Here is a 19,216-nt window from a genome sequence, read left to right on the forward strand (position 1 = left end):
TCCGAACGAAGTTATATGGTTTTTTACAGGCTATCTCGCTATAGAAGCTGGCGTGTAGTCAGAAGTTCCAGTGATTAACGCCGGAATTTCACGAAATTTTCACGCACCAAAGCTTCGCACAACGCCCGGATATTTCCATAGTGTCGGTAGGATATTTCTTAGGTGATACACATCGCCGCTGGTCCAGAACTGTGCAGGTTCAGGGCTGCCAACGGCCAGCAGGTCGCGCTCGCCGAGCAGACGCTTGAGCTGACGGGCCACGGCGGCGCCGGTGTCGATGAGGATGATGCTAGGGGGCAGCATCTGCGCGAGGAGCGGCTTGAGGAAGGGATAGTGGGTGCAGCCGAGGATGATGGTGTCGCAACCGGCGCTGAGCAGCGGCTCGATGTACCGCTGTAGCAACTGACGCAGGGCCGGGCTGTTCAAGTCACCGCTTTCAATCAGCTCGACCAGGCCAGGGCACGGCTGGGTGACGACCTTCACGTCGGTAGCGAAACGGTCGAGCAAGGCGGCGAACTTGGCGCTTTGCAGCGTACCGGTGGTGGCAAGCACCCCGACCACACCACTGCGAGTAGCCGCGGCGGCAGGTTTGACGGCAGGCTCCATGCCCACCAGCGGCCAATCGGGAAAATCCAGCCGCAGGTCGGCGACAGCGGCGACGGTGGCGGTATTACAGGCAATCACAAAGGCCTTGGCGCCTTGCTCACGGAAAAACGCCGCCACCCGCCGCGAACGCTCGAGAATAAACGCCGGGCTTTTCTCGCCGTAGGGGATGTGCCCGCAATCGGCCACGTACAGCAGCGATTCATGGGGCAAAAGCTGCTGGATTTCGTCCAGCACGGTCAACCCGCCGACACCGGAATCGAACACACCGATTGGCGCGTCCTTAACCATGTTGCGTCCCGCACACACTGCAACCGGGGTCACGCTTGACGCGCAACTCGCGAAACCGCGTGGTCAAGGCATCGATGAGCAACAAGCGGCCGACCAAGGGTTCGCCGAAACCGACCAGCAGTTTCAGGGCCTCCAACGCTTGCAGGCTACCGACCAGCCCTACCAGCGGGCCCACCACGCCGGCTTCGCTGCAGGTCAGTTCGGTATCGCTGCCATGCCCATATAAACAGTGGTAGCACGGGCTTTCGGCGCGGCGCGGGTCGAACACCGACAACTGCCCTTCAAGGCGAATCGCCGCGCCGCTGATCAACGGCTTGCCAGCGGCGACGCAGGCGGCATTCACCGCTTCACGGGTGGAAAAGTTGTCGCTGCAATCGAGCACCACGTCCACCGCTTCTACTGCGGCGGTCAGGGAATCGGCATCCAGCGCGGTGCGATGGGCGACCAGTGTGATTGCCGGGTTGATGGCGGTCAGGCGACGCAGGGCCGAGTCGACCTTGGCCTGCCCGACGCTGTCGGTGTCATGGATGATCTGGCGCTGCAGGTTGGTCAGGTCGACCGTGTCGAAGTCCGCCAGATGCAACTCGCCCACACCGGCCGCCGCCAGGTACAACGCAACCGGTGCACCCAGGCCACCGAGGCCGACGATCAACGCACGGGCGTTTTTCAGGCGCAATTGGCCGTCGATGTCGACATGCTGCAACAGAATCTGTCGGCTATAGCGCAACAGCTCCTGGTCGGTCAGCACGGGCGACGCCCCAGGGTAATGCGCTCGTGACCGCCGAGGTCGATGCGGCTGTGTACCTCTTCAAAGCCTTCACTCAATAGCAGGTCGCGCACGGCCGGGGCTTGGTCGTAACCATGCTCCAGCAGCAGTCGTCCGCCGGCATTCAGGTGAGCGGGGGCTTCTTTGATGATCAGGCGCAAGTCGTCCAAACCATCATGACCGGCCACCAATGCGCTGGCCGGCTCAAAACGCACGTCGCCCGCCACCAGGTGCGGGTCGTTGGCGGCGATGTACGGCGGGTTGCTGATGATCAGGTCATAGGTATGACCTGGCAGCGCGCTGAACCAATGGCTGTTCAGCACCGTCGCGTTATTAAGGTGCAGGCGCTGGCGATTGCGTTCGGCCAGGGCCACGGCCTCCAGCACACGGTCGACGGCGGTGACCTGCCAGGCTGGCCGTTCACTGGCCAGGGCCAAGGCGATGGCGCCGCTGCCGGTGCCCAGGTCGAGGACCTTGGCGGGCGTGGCCGGCAACAATTCCAAGGCCGCTTCCACCAGCAGTTCGGTGTCCGGACGCGGGATCAGCGTATGCGGCGCGACCTCCAGGTCCAGCTTCCAGAAGCCCTGCTGGCCGAGGATATAGGCGACCGGTTCGCCGCCGCGACGGCGCTGCAGGTAGCCGGCGAACGTCAGCGCGTCTTCGCTGCTGACGATTTTCTCGGGCCAGGTGTGCAGGTAGCTGCGGGATTTACCCAACGCCGCCGCCAACAACAACTCGGCATCCAGGCGCGCGGTAGGCGAGTCGGGCAGGTCGGCGGCGCGCAGCAGGCTGGCAATAATGGTCATTTATTCACCTATCGCCGCCAACTGATCCGCTTGATATTCGGCAAGCAACGGTTCGATCACCGCGTCCACGCCACCGGCGAGGATCTCGTCCAGGGAATAAAGCGTGAGGTTGACCCGGTGGTCGGTGACCCGGCCCTGGGCAAAGTTATAGGTACGGATGCGCTCGGAGCGGTCGCCCGAGCCCACCAGCAACTTGCGCTCGCTGGCAATTGCATTGGCGGCGGCGCTGGTCTGTTGGTCGTTGAGCTTGGCCGACAGCCAGGACATGGCCCGCGCACGGTTCTTGTGCTGGGAACGTTCTTCCTGACACTCCACCACAATGCCCGACGGCAAGTGGGTGATACGGATCGCCGAGTCGGTCTTGTTAACGTGCTGACCGCCAGCGCCCGACGAGCGGTAAGTGTCGACACGCAAGTCGGCCGGGTTGATCTCGATCGCTTCCTGTTCGTCCGGCTCGGGCAACACCGCGACGGTGCACGCCGAGGTGTGGATTCGGCCTTGGGACTCGGTCGCCGGAACCCGCTGCACGCGGTGCGCGCCGGACTCGAACTTGAGCTTGCCGTAGACGTTGTCGCCTTCGACCCGCGCGATAACCTCTTTATAGCCACCGTGCTCGCCTTCATTCTCGGACAGGATCTCGACACGCCAGCCGCGACGCTCGGCATACCGCGAATACATGCGGAACAGGTCGCCGGAGAAAATCGCTGCCTCGTCGCCGCCGGTGCCGGCACGGATTTCGAGGAACACGTTGCGCCCGTCATTCGGGTCCTTGGGCAGCAGCATGCGCTGCAGGTCGCCTTCCAGCTCGGCCAGTTTTTCCTTGGCTTCGCGGACTTCTTCCACGGCCATTTCGCGCATGTCCGGGTCGCTGTCCTTGAGCAGTGCCTGGGCACCTTCAAGGTCGGCCTGCACTTTGGTCAGGTGTTTGTAGGTCGCCACAATCGGCTCAACTTCGGCGTATTCCTTCGAATAGGCACGGAACTTGGCCTGATCGGAGATGACCTCACCATCGCCGAGCAGCGCGGTCAGTTCTTCGAAACGGTCCTGGAGCACGTCCAGTTTATTGAGCAGTGACGCTTTCATTGCAGTTTTTTATCCGAAGAGCTATCTGACGCGCCCTCACCGAGGGCAAAGAGTTCCTGGGCCATGGCCAGCGCATCGAGGCGGCCTTCGGCGGTAAGCTTTTTTAATTGTACGCTGGGCGCGTGGAGCAACTTGTTGGTAAGGCCTCGGGCCAGTTGCATCAGCACGTCTTCAGCGCTGCTGCCGTTGGCCAGCAAGCGCTGGGCCTTGAGCAACTCCTCGTCGCGCAGGCGCTCGCCTTGCTGACGATACGCCTTGAGCACGTCCACTGCGGCCAACTCACGCAGGCGCACCATGAAGTCGTCTGCGCCGGCGCTGACCATTTCTTCAGCGGCCTGAGCTGCACCCTGGCGGCTCTTGAGGTTTTCGGCGACCACTTCGTGCAAATCGTCGACGCTATAGAGGTAAACGTCGTCCAACTCGCCGACTTCGGGCTCGATATCGCGGGGAACGGCAATATCCACCATAAAGATGGGTTTGTGCTTGCGCAGCTTCAACGCGCTTTCGACCGCGCCTTTGCCAAGAATCGGCAACTGGCTGGCGGTGGAACTGATCACAATATCGCTGCGCACCAATTCGGCCGGGATATCTGCCAGCAGCACGGCATGTGCGCCGAACTGCTCGGCGAGGATGCTGGCACGCTCCAGGGTACGGTTGGCCACCACGATGCGCTTCACCCCCAGGTCATGCAGGTGGCGGGCGACCAGGGTGATGGTCTCGCCGGCGCCGATGAGCAGGGCCTGGCTACGTTGCAAGTCACTGAAAATCTGTTTGGCCAGACTGACCGCAGCGAACGCTACGGACACCGGGTTTTCGCCGATGGCGGTGTCGGTACGCACCTGCTTGGCGGAGTTGAACGTGGCCTGGAACAGGCGACCCAGCAGCGGGCCGACGGTGCCGGCCTCACGCGCCACGGCGTAGGCGGACTTCATCTGGCCAAGGATCTGCGGCTCGCCCAACACCAGCGAATCGAGACCGGACGCCACGCGCATCATGTGACGAACTGCCGCATCGTCTTCGTGCACATAAGCGCTCGCGCGCAGGTCATCGAGGTCCAAATGGTGATAATCGGCCAGCCAGCGCAACACCACATCCGCTGAAAGATGTTCCTGTTCTATATAAAGCTCACTGCGATTGCAGGTCGAAAGGATCGCTGCTTCGCGACTGTCGGTGAGCCGGCAGAGCTGCTGCAGGGCCTCAACCAACTGCTCTGGCGTAAACGCCACGCGCTCGCGCACGTCTACGGAGGCAGTCTTGTGGTTAATACCGAGTGCGAGGAAGGCCATTCAATATCGCTGATGATGTCGGGAAGCCGACAATTGTCCTACTTCGAAAGATTCAGAACAACCACCGTCGTCTATTGTCCTAATGCCTTGTGTCTATAAAGGCACCCATTGAGACTCGGTTATGTTTGGCCGAAGGCTTGTGTCATGATGATCCGACCGCAGGTTAGTCGTCCTCTTCCTATATGAATAGATCCTCCGCGTTGCTCCTTGCTTTTGTCTTCCTCAGCGGCTGCCAGGCCATGGCACCCGTGTCGCCGGACGGTACCCCGCCGGTGGAAGACAGCACCCCCGCCCCTGAAAAGCCCAAGGTTTATTCCTCGTTCAGTGAAGAAACGGTGTACAGCCTGCTGACCGCGGAGCTGGCCGGCCAACGCAATCGCTTCGACATTGCGCTGGATAACTACGTGACCCAGGCCATCAACACCCAGGATCCGGGCATTTCCGAGCGGGCTTTCCGCATCGCCGAATACTTGGGCGCCGACCAGGCTGCGCTGGACACGTCGCTGATCTGGGCGAAAAACGCCCCGGACGATCTGGAAGCACAACGGGCGGCAGCGATTCAGCTGGCGCGCGCCGGGCGCTATGACGACTCCATGGTCTATATGGAGAAAGTCCTGCAGGGCAAGGGCGACACCCATTTCGACTTCCTCGCGCTGTCGGCTGCCGACACCGACCAGGACACGCGCAATGGCCTGATGAAGAGTTTCGACCGCTTGCTGCAAAAACATCCGAAGAACAGCCAACTGGTGTTCGGCAAGGCACTGCTGCTGCAACAGGACGACGAAGCCGACGCAGCCCTGAAGCTGCTCGAGCAGAACCCGCCGGAAGAAGGCGAAATCGCTCCGATCCTGCTGCGCGCACGCTTGCTGCAGAACCTCAATCGCGGCAAGGAAGCGATTCCTCTGCTGGAAAAAAATATCAAGAAGTATCCGGACGACAAGCGCCTGCGCCTGACTTACGCCCGCATGCTGGTGGAACAGGACCGCATGGAGGACGCCAAAGTGCAGTTCGCCAACCTGGTCCAGCAATACCCGGACGACGACGAATTGCGTTATTCCCTGGCACTGGTATGCCTGGAAGCCAAGGCCTGGGACGAGGCCAAGGGGTATCTGGAAGAGCTGATCCAGCGCGAAAGCCATGTGGACTCGGCCCACCTGAACCTCGGCCGTATCGCTGAAGAACGCAACGACCCACAAGCTGCCCTGCTCGAATACGCACAAGTCGGCCCCGGCAACGACTACCTGCCAGCCCAATTGCGCCAGGCCGATATCCTGATGAGCAACGGCCGTACCGACGAGGCGGAAAAACGCCTGGCCGCTGCGCGGGATGCCGAACCTGACTACGCGATCCAGCTGTACCTGATCCAAGCCGAGACCTTGTCGGCCAACAAACAGGGCGAGCGTGCCTGGAAACTGCTGCAACAAGCCTTGCTGCAGTTCCCTGACGATTTGAACCTGCTGTACACCCGCGCCATGCAGGCCGAAAAACGCAATGACCTGGCGCAGATGGAAAAAGACCTGCGCCTGATCATCAAGCGCGACCCGGACAATGCCATGGCTCTCAACGCCCTGGGCTACACCTTGTCTGACCGCACGACGCGCTACGCCGAAGCCAAGGTGCTGATCGAACAAGCCCACAAGCTCAACCCGGAAGACCCTGCCGTACTCGATAGCCTGGGCTGGGTGAATTACCGCCTGGGCAACCTGGACGAAGCTGAACGCCTGCTGCGCCTGGCACTGGAGCGCTTTCCCGACCAGGAAGTCGCCGCCCACTTGGGTGAAGTACTGTGGGCCAATGGCAAGCAGCGCGAAGCACGCCAAATCTGGGAAAAATTCCTCAAGGAACAACCCGAAAGCCCTATCCTGCGCGGCACCATCAAGCGCCTGACCGGATCCGAGACCCTTTAAGCTTATGTTCTTGCGCCACGTTATCGTTTTCAGCTTCATTGCCCTGCTCGCCGGTTGCGCAGGCTTCGGTTCCCGTGAATCCGTCGAAGGCCAGGGCAACCCGGCGCAATGGCAGCAACACAAGGACCAGCTCAGCAGCATTGATGGCTGGCAGATTGAAGGCAAAGTCGGCGTCCGCGCCCCCAAGGACTCCGGCAGCGGTACCTTGTTCTGGCTGCAACGCCAGGACTACTACGATATTCGCCTGTCGGGTCCCCTGGGCCGTGGCGCGGCGCGCCTGACCGGTCGACCGGGACACGTCAGCCTTGAAGTGGCCAACCAGGGTCGCTATGAAGCCACCTCGCCGGAAGAACTGCTTGAACAACAGATTGGCTGGAAGCTGCCGGTGTCTCATCTGGTCTGGTGGGTACGCGGCTTGCCCGCACCGGACAGCAAGAGTCGCCTGAGCCTGAACGGCGATAGCCGCCTGGCGGCGCTGGAGCAGGATGGCTGGCAGGTCGAGTATTTGAGCTATGTGGAACAAAGCGGTTATTGGCTGCCCGAGCGCATCAAGCTGCACGGCCCCGACCTTGATGTCACGCTGGTGATCAAGGACTGGCAACCGCGCAAACTGGGGCAATAACGTGTCCGTACAAACATTGACCCTGCCCTCCCCGGCCAAACTCAACCTGATGCTGCACATTCTGGGTCGCCGTGAAGACGGCTATCACGAACTGCAGACGCTGTTTCAATTTCTCGACTACGGCGATGAGCTGACCTTCGCCGTGCGCGACGATGGCGTGATCCAGTTGCATACCGAATTCGAAGGCGTCCCTCACGACAGCAACCTGATTGTGAAGGCGGCGAAAAAACTTCAGGCGCAATCCGGTTGCCCGCTCGGCATCGATATCTGGATCGATAAAATCCTGCCCATGGGCGGCGGTATCGGTGGCGGCAGCTCGAATGCCGCGACGACTTTGCTGGGCCTGAACCACTTGTGGCGCCTGGGCTGGGACGATGATCGCCTGGCTGCGCTGGGCCTGACGCTAGGCGCCGACGTCCCGGTTTTCGTGCGCGGGCACGCCGCTTTCGCCGAGGGCGTGGGCGAAAAACTCACCCCGGAATACCCCGAAGAGCCGTGGTATGTCGTGCTTGTTCCGCAAGTATCTGTAAGTACAGCAGAAATTTTTTCAGATCCGCTGTTGACACGTAACTCTCCTCCCATTAAAGTGCGCCCCGTTCCCAAGGGAAACAGTCGAAATGACTGCTTACCGGTTGTAGCAAGGCGTTATCCAGAGGTACGTAACGCTTTGAATTTGTTAGGTAAATTTACCGAAGCAAAATTAACCGGAACTGGAAGTTGTGTGTTTGGGGGCTTCCCAAGCAAAGCTGAAGCTGATAAAGTCTCGGCCCTTCTTACAGAGACCCTTACAGGGTTTGTAGCAAAGGGAAGCAACGTTTCGATGTTGCATCGCAAGCTGCAAAGTCTGCTCTAAAGGAACCGAGTGTTAGGCACTCGTTGCAACAGATACAGGGGCGTCGCCAAGCGGTAAGGCAGCAGGTTTTGATCCTGCCATGCGTTGGTTCGAATCCAGCCGCCCCTGCCATTTTCCTATACTCATCCAGGTTACCCTCAGCCTCTAGGTACTGCGCGTGTCCAAGATGATGGTCTTTACGGGGAACGCCAACCCCGATCTGGCTCGACGTGTCGTACGTCAGCTGCATATCCCTCTCGGTGACATCTCTGTCGGTAAATTTTCCGACGGCGAAATTACAGCCGAGATCAATGAAAACGTTCGCGGTAAAGACGTTTTCATTATTCAGCCGACTTGCGCTCCGACCAACGATAACCTGATGGAACTCGTCGTGATGGCTGATGCCTTCCGCCGCTCCTCAGCGACTCGAATCACAGCTGTAATCCCTTACTTTGGTTATGCCCGTCAGGATCGCCGTCCGCGCTCCGCACGTGTGGCTATCAGCGCGAAAGTCGTTGCTGACATGCTGACCGTGGTAGGCATCGACCGTGTTCTCACGGTTGACCTGCACGCTGACCAAATCCAGGGGTTCTTCGATATTCCGGTAGATAACATCTACGGCTCCCCCGTATTGGTGGATGACATCGAAGACCAGCGCTTTGAAAACCTGATGATCGTGTCCCCGGACATTGGTGGCGTCGTGCGTGCACGGGCCGTTGCCAAATCCTTGGGCGTGGACCTCGGGATCATCGACAAACGCCGCGAGAAAGCCAATCACTCTGAAGTGATGCATATCATCGGTGATGTCGAAGGGCGTACCTGTATTCTGGTTGATGACATGGTCGACACCGCCGGCACCCTGTGCCACGCGGCGAAAGCCTTGAAAGAGCACGGTGCCGCTAAAGTCTTCGCCTACTGCACACACCCTGTGTTGTCTGGCCGAGCGATCGAGAACATCGAAAATTCCATGCTGGACGAACTGGTGGTGACCAACACCATCCCGTTGTCCGCTGCTGCTCAAGCCTGTTCGCGTATCCGTCAATTGGATATCGCACCGGTTGTTGCCGAGGCGGTTCGCCGCATCAGCAATGAAGAATCGATCAGCGCGATGTTCCGTTAAGGGTCAAACCTTCGGTCCATCTCACTGACGAAAAGCGCCCCGCCCCGACATGTTGTTGGGGCGGGGCTTTTTTGCCCATGTCGAGTCTGGCGCTGGTCGCAAACGCCGCTCGATGATGGCTATTTTGGAGATACAACATGAATGACTTTACTCTGAACGCCCAAGCGCGTACTGACCTGGGGAAAGGTGCGAGCCGCCGCCTGCGTCACGCCGCCAACATCCCAGCCGTTGTATACGGTGGTAACAAGCCTGCTGAATCCGTGACTATCCTGTCCAAGGAAATCGCCAAGCTGTTCGAAAACGAAGCTGCCTACAGCCACGTTATCGAACTCAACGTCGACGGCACCAAGCAGAACGTCATCGTTAAAGCGATGCAGCGTCACCCGTCCAAGCAGTTCATCATGCACGCTGACTTCGTTCGCGTTGTTGCTGGCCAGAAACTGACCGCTATCGTGCCTGTGCACTTTGTTGGTGAAGACGCTCCGGTCAAGAAAGGCGGCGTTGTTTCCCACACCGCTACCGAGCTGGAAGTAACCTGCCTGCCGAAAGATCTGCCTGAGTTCATCGAAGTCGACCTGTCGGCCGCTGAAATCGGCACCATCATTCACTTGTCCGACCTCAAGGCCCCTAAAGGCGTTGAGTTCGTTGCACTGGCTCACAACGACGACAAGGCTGTTGCCAACGTCCACGCGCCACGTGTTGTAGCTGAAGATGAAGAAGGCGAAACCGCTGCAGAGTAATACTCTCTGTGACGTCGGAGCTTGAGGAAACATCGCGGACCGGAACGTAGCGAGAAAGCGGGCGATAACGCGGCGTTTACTCTTGAGTAAATGATGTAATGTCGTCCACTTTCGCCGCACGCAGGTTGCGGCGATGTTATCCACAACTCCAAAGGAAGGGCCCCTGTCGTGACTGCCATTAAACTGATCGTTGGCCTGGGAAATCCAGGCGCCGAATACGAACAGACCCGGCATAACGCGGGGGCCCTTTTTGTTGAGCGCATCGCCCACGCCCAGGGTATAAACCTGGTGGCCGATCGCAAGTATTTTGGCCTGACCGGACGCTTCTCGCATCAGGGTCAGGACGTTCGTCTGCTGATTCCCACCACCTATATGAACCGCAGCGGCCAGGCTGTCGCAGCGCTTGCGGGCTTCTTCCGGATCAAACCCGAGGAAATCCTGGTGGCCCATGACGAACTGGACCTGCCACCCGGTGTAGCCAAGCTCAAGCTGGGCGGCGGGCATGGCGGGCACAATGGCCTGCGCGACATCATCGCGCAGCTGGGTAATCAGAATAATTTCTACCGTCTGCGGCTCGGCATTGGCCACCCAGGCGTTGCCAGTATGGTTTCAAATTTCGTCCTGGGTCGTGCGCCACGCGCCGAACAGGAAAAACTCGATGCCAGCATCGATTTTGCCCTCGGCGTGCTGCCGGATATCTTCGCCGGTGAATGGAACCGCGCGATGAAAAACCTGCACAGCCAGAAGGCCTGACTCTTACCGAGGGGAAACACCATGGGATTCAATTGCGGCATCGTCGGCCTGCCCAACGTCGGCAAATCCACCCTGTTCAACGCCCTGACCAAGTCCGGTATTGCAGCGGAGAACTTCCCCTTCTGCACCATCGAGCCCAACAGCGGCATCGTGGCCATGCCGGACCCGCGCCTGCAGGAACTGGCGGCGATCGTCAATCCCAAGCGCATCCTGCCGACCACCATGGAATTCGTCGACATCGCGGGCCTGGTAGCCGGCGCGTCGAAAGGTGAAGGCCTGGGCAATAAGTTCCTGGCCAACATCCGTGAAACCGATGCGATCGCCCACGTGGTCCGCTGCTTTGAAGACGAAAACGTGATTCACGTCTCCAACAGCGTCGACCCGAAACGCGACATCGAGATCATCGACCTCGAACTGATCTTCGCCGACCTCGACAGCTGCGAAAAGCAACTGCAAAAAGTCGCGCGTAACGCTAAGGGCGGCGACAAGGACGCAGTGGTCCAGAAAGGCCTGCTGGAGCAGTTGATCGCTCACTTCACCTTGGGCAAACCAGCACGCAGCCTGATGAAGAGCATGAATACCGATGAAAAAGCGGTGATCAAAGGCTTCCATCTGCTGACCACCAAACCAGTCATGTACATCGCCAACGTCGCTGAAGACGGCTTCGAAAACAACCCATTGCTCGACGTGGTCAAGGCCATCGCCGACGAGGAAGGCGCGATCGTGGTGCCGGTGTGCAACAAGATCGAGGCGGAAATTGCCGAGCTGGATGATGGCGAAGAAAAGGACATGTTCCTTGAGGCCCTGGGTCTGACAGAGCCTGGCCTGAACCGTGTAATCCGCGCCGGTTACGAGATGCTGCACCTGCAAACCTACTTCACCGCCGGTGTCGAAGAAGTCCGCGCCTGGACCGTCAAGGTCGGCGCTACTGCGCCACAGGCCGCCGGTGTGATCCACACCGACTTCGAAAAGGGCTTTATCCGCGCCGAAGTAATCGCCTACAACGACTTTATCCAGTTCAAGGGTGAAGCCGGTGCCAAGGAAGCGGGTAAATGGCGTTTGGAAGGTAAGGAATACATTGTTAAAGATGGCGATGTGATGCACTTCCGTTTTAACGTGTAAACGTTAACTGCGGTTTATACCGCGAATAAAAAAGCCGATGCAGTGCATCGGCTTTTTTGTGGGCGCTTGATCCTCGTCAAGCGTTTAGACGTGAACGGTCCTCATTAAAAACAGCTCGCATAGCCCTCCCCAGTTCAATACGAAAGAATTCATGAGTGAGATATTTACTCATACATTTTAACCAGTATCAGCTAAAGCCCCTCCTCATAAAATATCAATAAAAAGCCACCTTATTAAAACTATCCCCTACAAAATTAAGACTCCTCTTACATAAAATACCGCCAACTGCACTGCCCAACACTTAAAACTTACTTAATCACCCCTCCTTGCGTTTTTTATTGCACCTGAAGACCTAAGGGGATCATGACAATATAAAAAAATCCTGTTTAACTGAGCACATATGGAGATATGCCCTCATACAGTGGCCACCGCATCGGAGCACACCACTATGTCGACGCTCAGCCAGAACAGGCTTATAACGGGTATAACTTTTTCTGATTGTCCGAGCATCGAATCGACTGTAAACAACACGGCCGCTCTCGATATAGATATTCTTTTACTGGGAGAAACCGGCACCGGTAAAGATACCTTGGCGCAACGTATACACCACCTGTCCCGTCGCAAAGGAAACTTCATTGCCGTTAATTGCGCCGCCATCCCTGAAAGCCTTGCCGAAAGTCAATTGTTCGGCGTAAACAGTGGCGCCTATACGGGCGCCCTGCAGTCCCGGGCCGGATTCGTTGAAGCGGCCCATCTGGGCACCTTATACCTCGATGAAATCGACAGCATGCCGCTGACGCTGCAAGCCAAGCTATTACGCGTATTGGAATGCCGTGGGGTGGAGCGTTTGGGTTCGACACGATTTATCCCGGTGGACATGCGCGTGATCGCATCTGCCCAGCACGCCCTGGATGAGATGGTCGAGCAAGGCACTTTCCGACGCGACCTGTACTTTCGCTTGAATGTCGTCAGCATTCAGCTGCCAGCGTTGCGAGATCGGCGAGAGCGCATCATACCGATGTTCCTGGACATGATTGAGCAGGAGGCTGATCACTTCAAACTCCCCATCCCCCTGCCTCCCAGCAAGCAGTTGTTACAACAGTTGCTGTGCCACACCTGGAAGGGCAATGTCCGCGAATTACGCTCCACGGCGAAGCGCTTCGTATTGGGGCTGCCGCCGCTCTGCGCGACCGTGATAACCCACCAAGAAATAGTAATGAACCTGAAGGCCCGTTTGCATCAGGTGGAGAAGTCGCTGATTGAAGCGTCTCTTCGTCAAAACAGCCACTGTGTTGACACGGCGGCAATAGAACTGGGTGTTGCCAAGAGAACGCTCTATCACCGGATTAAGCACCTGGGGGTATCACTGAACTGAGAGTGCCCCCATCAACCAGCGCCCAGCATAAGTGGTTACATTTCTCCAAACAGAGCATCCAGAAATACATGGAACGTATAAATTTCTTGAACCACATAAATCACGGGACGGCTCTACTTTTTGTACAAGACTTGAAGTTTTGCTAAGCCCAGCAAAATTAACGTTATACACGGAGAAACACTATGACTATTCCTAGCGGATCATCCTATTCACCTTATTCGGGCGGTTACGGCAGTGGCGGTATGTCCGCTCAAGACGCTGATGCTGGCTTTGAGGCCGCAGAGGCGAAAAAGCGTGCGGACGGCGTAAAAAACGCATTTAAGAGTGCGGAGAACCAAAACACCGCTGGCATAAAGGCAGCATCCGATAAGCTTCAAGTATGACCGGTTAAACCCCTAGTAACCTTCCCGACATCCTGTGCGAGAAGGTTACTTTAACAAAAGGAGCAAACCTTACCACCAGCAACAATGAACAATGCGATGTTTAACTGTGCGTAACAGGGCCATATAATGATAGCCATTATAAAATCTTCTGAAGTCAACTACTTTACTGAAACTTCCACTCTACCTGAGAGCCTCTCCTCAAGTACGGATGTGAACTTTTTCAACTCAGCCATGGCCCCACCGTCACGCCCGAACCTGAGAGTAAGTCTCCCAAGCACACCGAGCTTACTTTCCGAGGCCGTAGGTAAACTAAGCACCGTGACAGACCGGATGACCAAAAGCCTGCGTGCATTGAGCAGTCCGAATAAGCTTGAGGAAGCTCGGAAATATCCGGGCCAGCTTTCTGACGCACTGTTGCTCCAGCAAATGCTGTCAAAAAGTGTCGGTAAAACGGCTCAATGCATTGATAAAATCAGCAGCCTTCAGTAGGTTAAAATGAATCGCCTGCGACTTATCTTATTAATTATAGGCTTCTCGTTCACGCTGCAGGCCTGCAGTGAACGGGTCGAACTACATCGCCAGCTAACCGAACAGGAAGCCAACGAAGTTGTAGCGGAGCTGGCTGACAAACATATCCGCGCCACTAAAGTTCCCGCAAAAGATGGCGTTATCGTGGTCGTCAATGCAACCGATATTGCGCGCGCCGTACGAACGCTGGAGGCTGTAGGGCTCCCTAGAGCGGCACGCGCGACGTTGGGCGGCACCTTTCGTAAAGAAGGCGTTATTTCCACGCCGCTTGAAGAAAGAGCGCGCTATATCTATGCATTGTCCCAGGAACTGGAAACAACGTTATCGAACATTGACGGCGTTATCGTGGCCCGCGTGCATGTGGTACTGCCCGAGCGTGTTGCTCCGGGTGAGCCGGTACAACCCGCTTCTGCGTCGGTGTTTATCAAACATGATCCGCGGCTTGATCCCGACAACATCAGGGCACGTGTTCGCCGGATGGTTGCAAGTAGTATTCCGGGGATGGCCACGGCGGTCGATAACCCACAAAAACTGACTGTCGTATTCGTGCCGGCGACAGCTTATCTGGAACAACAACGTCTGGCTTACTTCGGGCCGTTTCTGGTTCCGGGAGATGACCTCGGCTTTTGGCGAACCGGTCTGACTGTCTCGCTGCTTGCCTTAGTGCTGATGATTACGGCAGGCATGTTCTGGCAAAAGCGAAAGCAACGGGGTATGCAGGAGTCTGTCTTACCGGCTCAAACACAGGGGCCCTCCCTGGACGTGCCTGCTCATTCAAGCAATGAGTAATCTTTCATGGGCCCAATGGTGGGCGGCCCCCTGGTTATATGCGCATGAAGACTGGAAAAGTACAAATAACTATGCAGCGCTTGTAGAACTTCATCGCAGCGGGCAAGTAGTAACGGCGACACATTACGGCGTCACTCCCTGCCTGCCTTCAATGCCCGACCCCGCATTGCTTCAACTGGCAACTGCTTCAGCAGACCAGCTTGACCTGGGACTTGCGCTGATCGACGGCATCTGCCGACCTGCCTATGCAACCCCTTTAGAGGAACATCATCACCTGTGGTGTAACAGACTGTCCAAGGCGCTACCCCTTGATATCGTGCAGCCTGATAACGATCCGTTGCAATTGCTACGCGCCTGGATCCCCCCTGCGACCTGGCAGAGGATCAGGCTGCGCTTTCCTCGACGACGCGTACTTGATTTGGAAGAAAAGCCACTGACGCTCAATGGCTCGCAGAGCCGTCTCGATACGCTCTGGCATGCCGTGGTGTGGCGTATAGGCGCAATAAACGACAACAGTAGCGTTCCTGATTCATGGGCGCCGGGAGATTAACAATGTTATGTCGACGCACAATCACCTCACCCGGTGGAACGCCGACCGTGCCGGGAAGCCTTATCTCCTGCGAAACCCTGGCAAGTTACACCCAAGCCGGTGACGTAGTAGAGCGGGCGAAGGCGGAGGCCAGGCAATTACTGAGGGCGGCGAAAGAACAACAGGAAGGCATGCTTGAAAAAGCGGGGCTTGAAATATGGCAACGTGCCAATGCCCAACTCAAACGCTGGGAAGTCGACCGCCAGTCCTTGTGTGACAACCTCGAGGAATATGCCACTTCAATTGCCAACCAGACTATTTACCTCTTGCTTGAAGAAACACCTGCCCCGCAACGTATTAACGCACTGATCAAGCAACTACTCGCATGCCACGTTCCTGCAATCAAGGCAACGCTGGTTTGTAACCCACATGAACTTGAGACGGTGAGGCGATGCCTTGACAGTGTCGATAGTCATCATTGGACGCTGCGCACGGAAAACACCCTCGCCCCTCAAACGCTCCTATTGAACACAGAAGAGAGCGATTTTCGTATTGACTGGATCTCCATGGTTAATGCGCTGATGAAAACCGATGGCAGCCCTTCGGATGAACGGAGCTGAAGCACATTTAATGAAATATAAATGGCTCTCAATGGAACCATTTGGAAATACAAACCAAGAAGGAATATACCGTCAGAGGAAATTTCCATGAAATATTTAGAAGGTTTCAAAGATAGAGTTCTAAGCGATGCAAGGCTCGTTAAAAGAGACTACAACTACGCGGCAGAAAACAACTCTGGATCAGAGGAAGATGTCGAATTATTTTTTACCCTGCTAAAGCAACACCGCACCTCAGAATATATCGTGCAAGAGCAAAATCGAGTGAAGCACATGCTACTCAAATCCGGCCTGGATAGCGTGCCGTAAATTGAAAGAATGGTTTGCGGCGTACTTGATGAGTGGCGCCGGGGAATTCAGATTATTCGAGAACAATGACGAAATTGTCCTACGTCACTGCTCGGACACCCTGGTGCTAAGTGTTCAACTGACTCAACACCCCCCGGACAAATCAATGCTGATGACTTGGATGCGCCTGGGGGCAATCAGCCTCGCTCACTTTCAAGGTGCTCTCGCTCAAGCCCCAGCCAGTGGTGAACTCTGGCTGACTCATTGCGTGCATAACCCACAGGACGAGCAGCATCTGCAGCGCTGTATGGAGTCCCTGCTCAACCAACGCGATACCTGGCGCGCCACCGTTGCGCGCCTGAATAAGCCGGCCCATCAACTCAAACCGACCTCGCTACGTTCGTTGTTGCACTAATCAGGGAAGCCCCTATGCATAACAAGATCAACAAGCGCAGCAGCTTGCGCATGAAACGGCCTGAAACGTCATCCCGCCGTGCCGATTGGCGATGCCTGATTGCATTTGCCTGTTTGCTGACCCCGGTGCATCCGTCCGTCGCCGCCATCCCCGCCGAATGGAAAAACACCGCCTACGCGTATGAGGCCGAGCACAAACCGCTACGCGAAGTGCTCGAAGACTTTGCCCGGACCTTCGGCACGCAACTGCAAATCGAGGGGCTGCTGGAGGGCGACGTCAACGGCAAGATCCGCGCGAACACCCCGCAATCCATGCTGGATAGACTCGGCGTTGAGCACCGTTTTCAGTGGTATCTCTACAACAACACCCTGTTCATCAGCACGCTGGACCAGCAAGAGTCCGCGCGCCTGGAGGTTTCTTCGGAGACCATCAGCGACCTCAAGCAGGCGCTGACCGATATCGGCCTGCTTGATAGCCGTTTCGGCTGGGGCGAATTGCCTGAAGACGGTGTCGTACTGGTCTCCGGCCCCAAAACCTACATCGAACAGATCAAACAGTTCAGCAGCAAACGCCGCTCGGCGGATGAAAAACAGAGCGTGCTCAGCTTCCCACTCAAGTTCGCCAATGCCGCAGACCGCAAAGTGGACTACCGCGGTGAAAAGCTCATTGTCCCCGGCGTCGCGAACATTTTGCGGGGACTCTTGGAGCCCCGCTCAGCCTCGACGCTAACGGGGATGAGCCAACCCGATTCATCCCAGCCGTCCCCTCTAACCCCCAATGTACCTCGGCTGGGCAATCCGTTACTGGGCCAAATGCTCGGTGCAAATGGCAACGCAGGACAATTGGACACGGGTCCGACAGTCACGCCACGCGCCCCGGTCTCCAAGAGCCGGATCCGCGTCGAAGCCGATGTGCGCAATAACGCTGTGCTGATCTATGACCTGCCGGAACGCCAGGCCATGTACCGCGACCTGATCACTCAACTCGACGTCGCGCGCAAGTTGATCGAAATCGACGCAATCATTCTCGATATCGAACGTACGCAATTGCGTGAATTCGGGGTGAACTGGGGTTTCCAGAACAGTCGCTTCCGCGGAGGCGTCAACATGGCACCTGGCACCTCGTCGCAAGTTTCGATTGAAAACCGTGATCGTTTTTACGCCGACATCCGCGCACTGGAGGCCAAGGGCCTGGCAACCATGGTCTCCAACCCTTCGGTGCTCACCCTGGAAAACCAGCCGGCGGTGATCGACTTCAACCGCACCCAATACATCACCCCCGGTAGAGATTACGCAACCATTTTGCCTGTCACGGTGGGCACCAGCCTCCAAGTGGTTCCCCGGGTAACGACGGGCCGCGGCGTTCACCAGATCCATTTGGTCGTCGATATCGAAGACGGTAATTTCGACGAAACCAATCCCGAGCGAGACCCCAATCACCCCGACGTTCGCCGGGGCAAGGTCAGCACCCAGGCCGTGATGCAGGAGAAGCGTTCGCTGGTAGTGGGTGGCTTCCATGTCACAGACAGTTCCGACCAGCAAAAGAAGATTCCGCTGCTGGGGGATATTCCGTTGCTGGGCAAGGCGCTGTTCTCTTCGACAGAACGCCACAACAATCGCCGTGAACGCTTGTTTATCCTGACACCCCGCGTCATCGGCGACCAGGACGACCCATCGCGCTACTTGCCACAGGACGACCAGGCTGAGTTACAAGCGGCCCTCACACCACTGGCCAGGCGCTATTCGCCGCATCAGCCGGTGATCAAACGCAGTGACATCATCACTACGCTGGCCCGCCTGGTCAGTGGGGAAGTGCCCAAAGCGTTCAACGCCGCGCCGATGCCGCTGGGGCTGAACACCTTGTGCAACACCCGTGACTTGCTGGCGCTGAATACCGAACGCAGCCAGTGGTACGCCGGCCCTGAATACAACGTGGCGGTCGTGGTACTGCGCAACCAGTTCAAACGCAATGTGCGTATCGATGAAAAGGAATGCAGCAACTCGCAGACCCTGGCGGTCACCGTGTGGCCGCGTGCCTGGTTAAAGCCGGGTGAAGAAGCCGAGGTGTTTATTGCCATGCGCCCCGTGGTGAAGGATGAACACCTAAGTGTGCCCCGCCCCTCCTTGATCACTCCCACTCAGAAGGCCACGCCATGAAACACCCTGTACTGTGCGTCATGCTGATCAGCGCGGCACTGCTCGTCGCCGGCTGCACCCCCACCTGCAAGGGAGACTCGTGCTCACGCCCACAATCGACCAAGGACAAGATGGTGATCTGGTGGCCGCCGCAAATGCGCGTTGAGCCGGGCCCCGCCGGCGAACGTGCGGATTACCAGACGGTATCGCTGGAACGGTGAGGTCC

At 57.4% G+C, this 19,216-nt stretch carries 21 protein-coding genes and 1 tRNA gene; 17 read left to right on the forward strand and 5 right to left on the reverse strand.

Going from position 1 to position 19,216, the window contains the following annotated elements:
• Window positions 1-99 precede the first annotated feature (99 nt).
• The 5 genes from murI to hemA are packed head-to-tail and all read right to left on the reverse strand — an operon-like array spanning window position 100 to window position 4,835.
• Complete coding sequence (gene murI / locus AC3ZU9_RS15715) at window positions 100-894, reverse strand: glutamate racemase (protein WP_012722113.1); 795 nt, start codon at window positions 892-894, stop codon at window positions 100-102.
• A complete protein-coding gene (locus AC3ZU9_RS15720; protein WP_490090966.1) occupies window positions 887-1,642 on the reverse strand; it encodes a molybdopterin-synthase adenylyltransferase MoeB in 756 nt (251 codons plus the stop codon). The genes murI and AC3ZU9_RS15720 overlap by 8 nt, the downstream gene beginning before the upstream one ends.
• A complete protein-coding gene (prmC, locus tag AC3ZU9_RS15725) occupies window positions 1,636-2,466 on the reverse strand; it encodes a peptide chain release factor N(5)-glutamine methyltransferase (protein WP_046034116.1) in 831 nt (276 codons plus the stop codon). Before prmC ends, AC3ZU9_RS15720 begins: the two co-directional genes overlap by 7 nt.
• The gene (gene prfA / locus AC3ZU9_RS15730) at window positions 2,467-3,549 is read right to left on the reverse strand and encodes a peptide chain release factor 1 (RefSeq protein ID WP_012722110.1); all 1,083 of its coding nucleotides are present in this window, start codon (window positions 3,547-3,549) and stop codon (window positions 2,467-2,469) included.
• Complete coding sequence (gene hemA / locus AC3ZU9_RS15735) at window positions 3,546-4,835, reverse strand: glutamyl-tRNA reductase (protein WP_046034117.1); 1,290 nt, start codon at window positions 4,833-4,835, stop codon at window positions 3,546-3,548. Before hemA ends, prfA begins: the two co-directional genes overlap by 4 nt.
• 182 nt (window positions 4,836-5,017) lie before the next feature.
• On the opposite strand from hemA, the gene AC3ZU9_RS15740 reads away from it, so the two are divergent.
• From AC3ZU9_RS15740 to hrpT, 17 genes are all read left to right on the forward strand, one after another.
• Window positions 5,018-6,742, forward strand: coding sequence for a tetratricopeptide repeat protein (locus AC3ZU9_RS15740; protein ID WP_064054701.1), 1,725 nt, complete (start codon window positions 5,018-5,020; stop codon window positions 6,740-6,742).
• Window positions 6,743-6,746: 4 nt separating this feature from the next.
• Window positions 6,747-7,364, forward strand: coding sequence for a lipoprotein insertase outer membrane protein LolB (lolB, locus tag AC3ZU9_RS15745; protein ID WP_122810045.1), 618 nt, complete (start codon window positions 6,747-6,749; stop codon window positions 7,362-7,364).
• A gap of 1 nt (window position 7,365) precedes the next feature.
• Window positions 7,366-8,217, forward strand: a complete 852-nt coding sequence (gene ispE / locus AC3ZU9_RS15750; protein WP_093542288.1) for a 4-(cytidine 5'-diphospho)-2-C-methyl-D-erythritol kinase — start codon at window positions 7,366-7,368, stop codon at window positions 8,215-8,217.
• Window positions 8,218-8,253: 36 nt separating this feature from the next.
• Window positions 8,254-8,328 (forward strand) — tRNA-Gln (locus tag AC3ZU9_RS15755).
• A 46-nt stretch (window positions 8,329-8,374) separates the two neighbouring features.
• Window positions 8,375-9,316 (forward strand): ribose-phosphate pyrophosphokinase, encoded by a 942-nt coding sequence (locus AC3ZU9_RS15760; protein WP_003208392.1) that lies wholly within the window; start codon window positions 8,375-8,377, stop codon window positions 9,314-9,316.
• A 137-nt stretch (window positions 9,317-9,453) separates the two neighbouring features.
• On the forward strand, window positions 9,454-10,056 hold the full coding sequence (locus AC3ZU9_RS15765; RefSeq protein WP_012722105.1) for a 50S ribosomal protein L25/general stress protein Ctc: 603 nt from the start codon (window positions 9,454-9,456) through the stop codon (window positions 10,054-10,056).
• 168 nt (window positions 10,057-10,224) lie between these two features.
• Complete coding sequence (pth, locus tag AC3ZU9_RS15770; protein WP_003188350.1) at window positions 10,225-10,809, forward strand: aminoacyl-tRNA hydrolase; 585 nt, start codon at window positions 10,225-10,227, stop codon at window positions 10,807-10,809.
• 21 nt (window positions 10,810-10,830) lie between these two features.
• Entirely contained in the window at window positions 10,831-11,931 is a 1,101-nt protein-coding gene (gene ychF, locus AC3ZU9_RS15775) for a redox-regulated ATPase YchF (protein WP_012722103.1), read from the forward strand.
• 448 nt (window positions 11,932-12,379) lie between these two features.
• Window positions 12,380-13,306 (forward strand): sigma 54-interacting transcriptional regulator, encoded by a 927-nt coding sequence (locus AC3ZU9_RS15780; protein WP_490090967.1) that lies wholly within the window; start codon window positions 12,380-12,382, stop codon window positions 13,304-13,306.
• A 182-nt stretch (window positions 13,307-13,488) separates the two neighbouring features.
• Window positions 13,489-13,689, forward strand: a complete 201-nt coding sequence (locus tag AC3ZU9_RS15785; protein ID WP_145994238.1) for a hypothetical protein — start codon at window positions 13,489-13,491, stop codon at window positions 13,687-13,689.
• Window positions 13,690-14,184: 495 nt separating this feature from the next.
• Window positions 14,185-15,006, forward strand: a complete 822-nt coding sequence (sctJ, locus tag AC3ZU9_RS15790; protein WP_490090968.1) for a type III secretion system inner membrane ring lipoprotein SctJ — start codon at window positions 14,185-14,187, stop codon at window positions 15,004-15,006.
• A complete protein-coding gene (locus tag AC3ZU9_RS15795) occupies window positions 14,999-15,556 on the forward strand; it encodes a type III secretion protein (RefSeq protein ID WP_102061547.1) in 558 nt (185 codons plus the stop codon). Before sctJ ends, AC3ZU9_RS15795 begins: the two co-directional genes overlap by 8 nt.
• A gap of 2 nt (window positions 15,557-15,558) precedes the next feature.
• Window positions 15,559-16,155: a type III secretion system stator protein SctL gene (sctL, locus tag AC3ZU9_RS15800; protein WP_490090969.1), complete on the forward strand. Its 597-nt coding sequence runs from the start codon at window positions 15,559-15,561 to the stop codon at window positions 16,153-16,155.
• An 87-nt stretch (window positions 16,156-16,242) separates the two neighbouring features.
• Entirely contained in the window at window positions 16,243-16,461 is a 219-nt protein-coding gene (locus AC3ZU9_RS15805) for a hypothetical protein (protein ID WP_102061545.1), read from the forward strand.
• Window positions 16,462-16,489: 28 nt separating this feature from the next.
• Window positions 16,490-16,855, forward strand: a complete 366-nt coding sequence (locus tag AC3ZU9_RS15810) for a CesT family type III secretion system chaperone (protein WP_102061822.1) — start codon at window positions 16,490-16,492, stop codon at window positions 16,853-16,855.
• 14 nt (window positions 16,856-16,869) lie between these two features.
• The gene (gene sctC, locus AC3ZU9_RS15815; RefSeq protein WP_102061544.1) at window positions 16,870-19,011 is read left to right on the forward strand and encodes a type III secretion system outer membrane ring subunit SctC; all 2,142 of its coding nucleotides are present in this window, start codon (window positions 16,870-16,872) and stop codon (window positions 19,009-19,011) included.
• Entirely contained in the window at window positions 19,008-19,211 is a 204-nt protein-coding gene (gene hrpT / locus AC3ZU9_RS15820; protein WP_490090970.1) for an HrpT family type III secretion system protein, read from the forward strand. The genes sctC and hrpT overlap by 4 nt, the downstream gene beginning before the upstream one ends.
• The last annotated feature ends 5 nt before the right edge of the window (window positions 19,212-19,216 follow it).

The organism is Pseudomonas sp. A39, assembly GCF_058145955.1.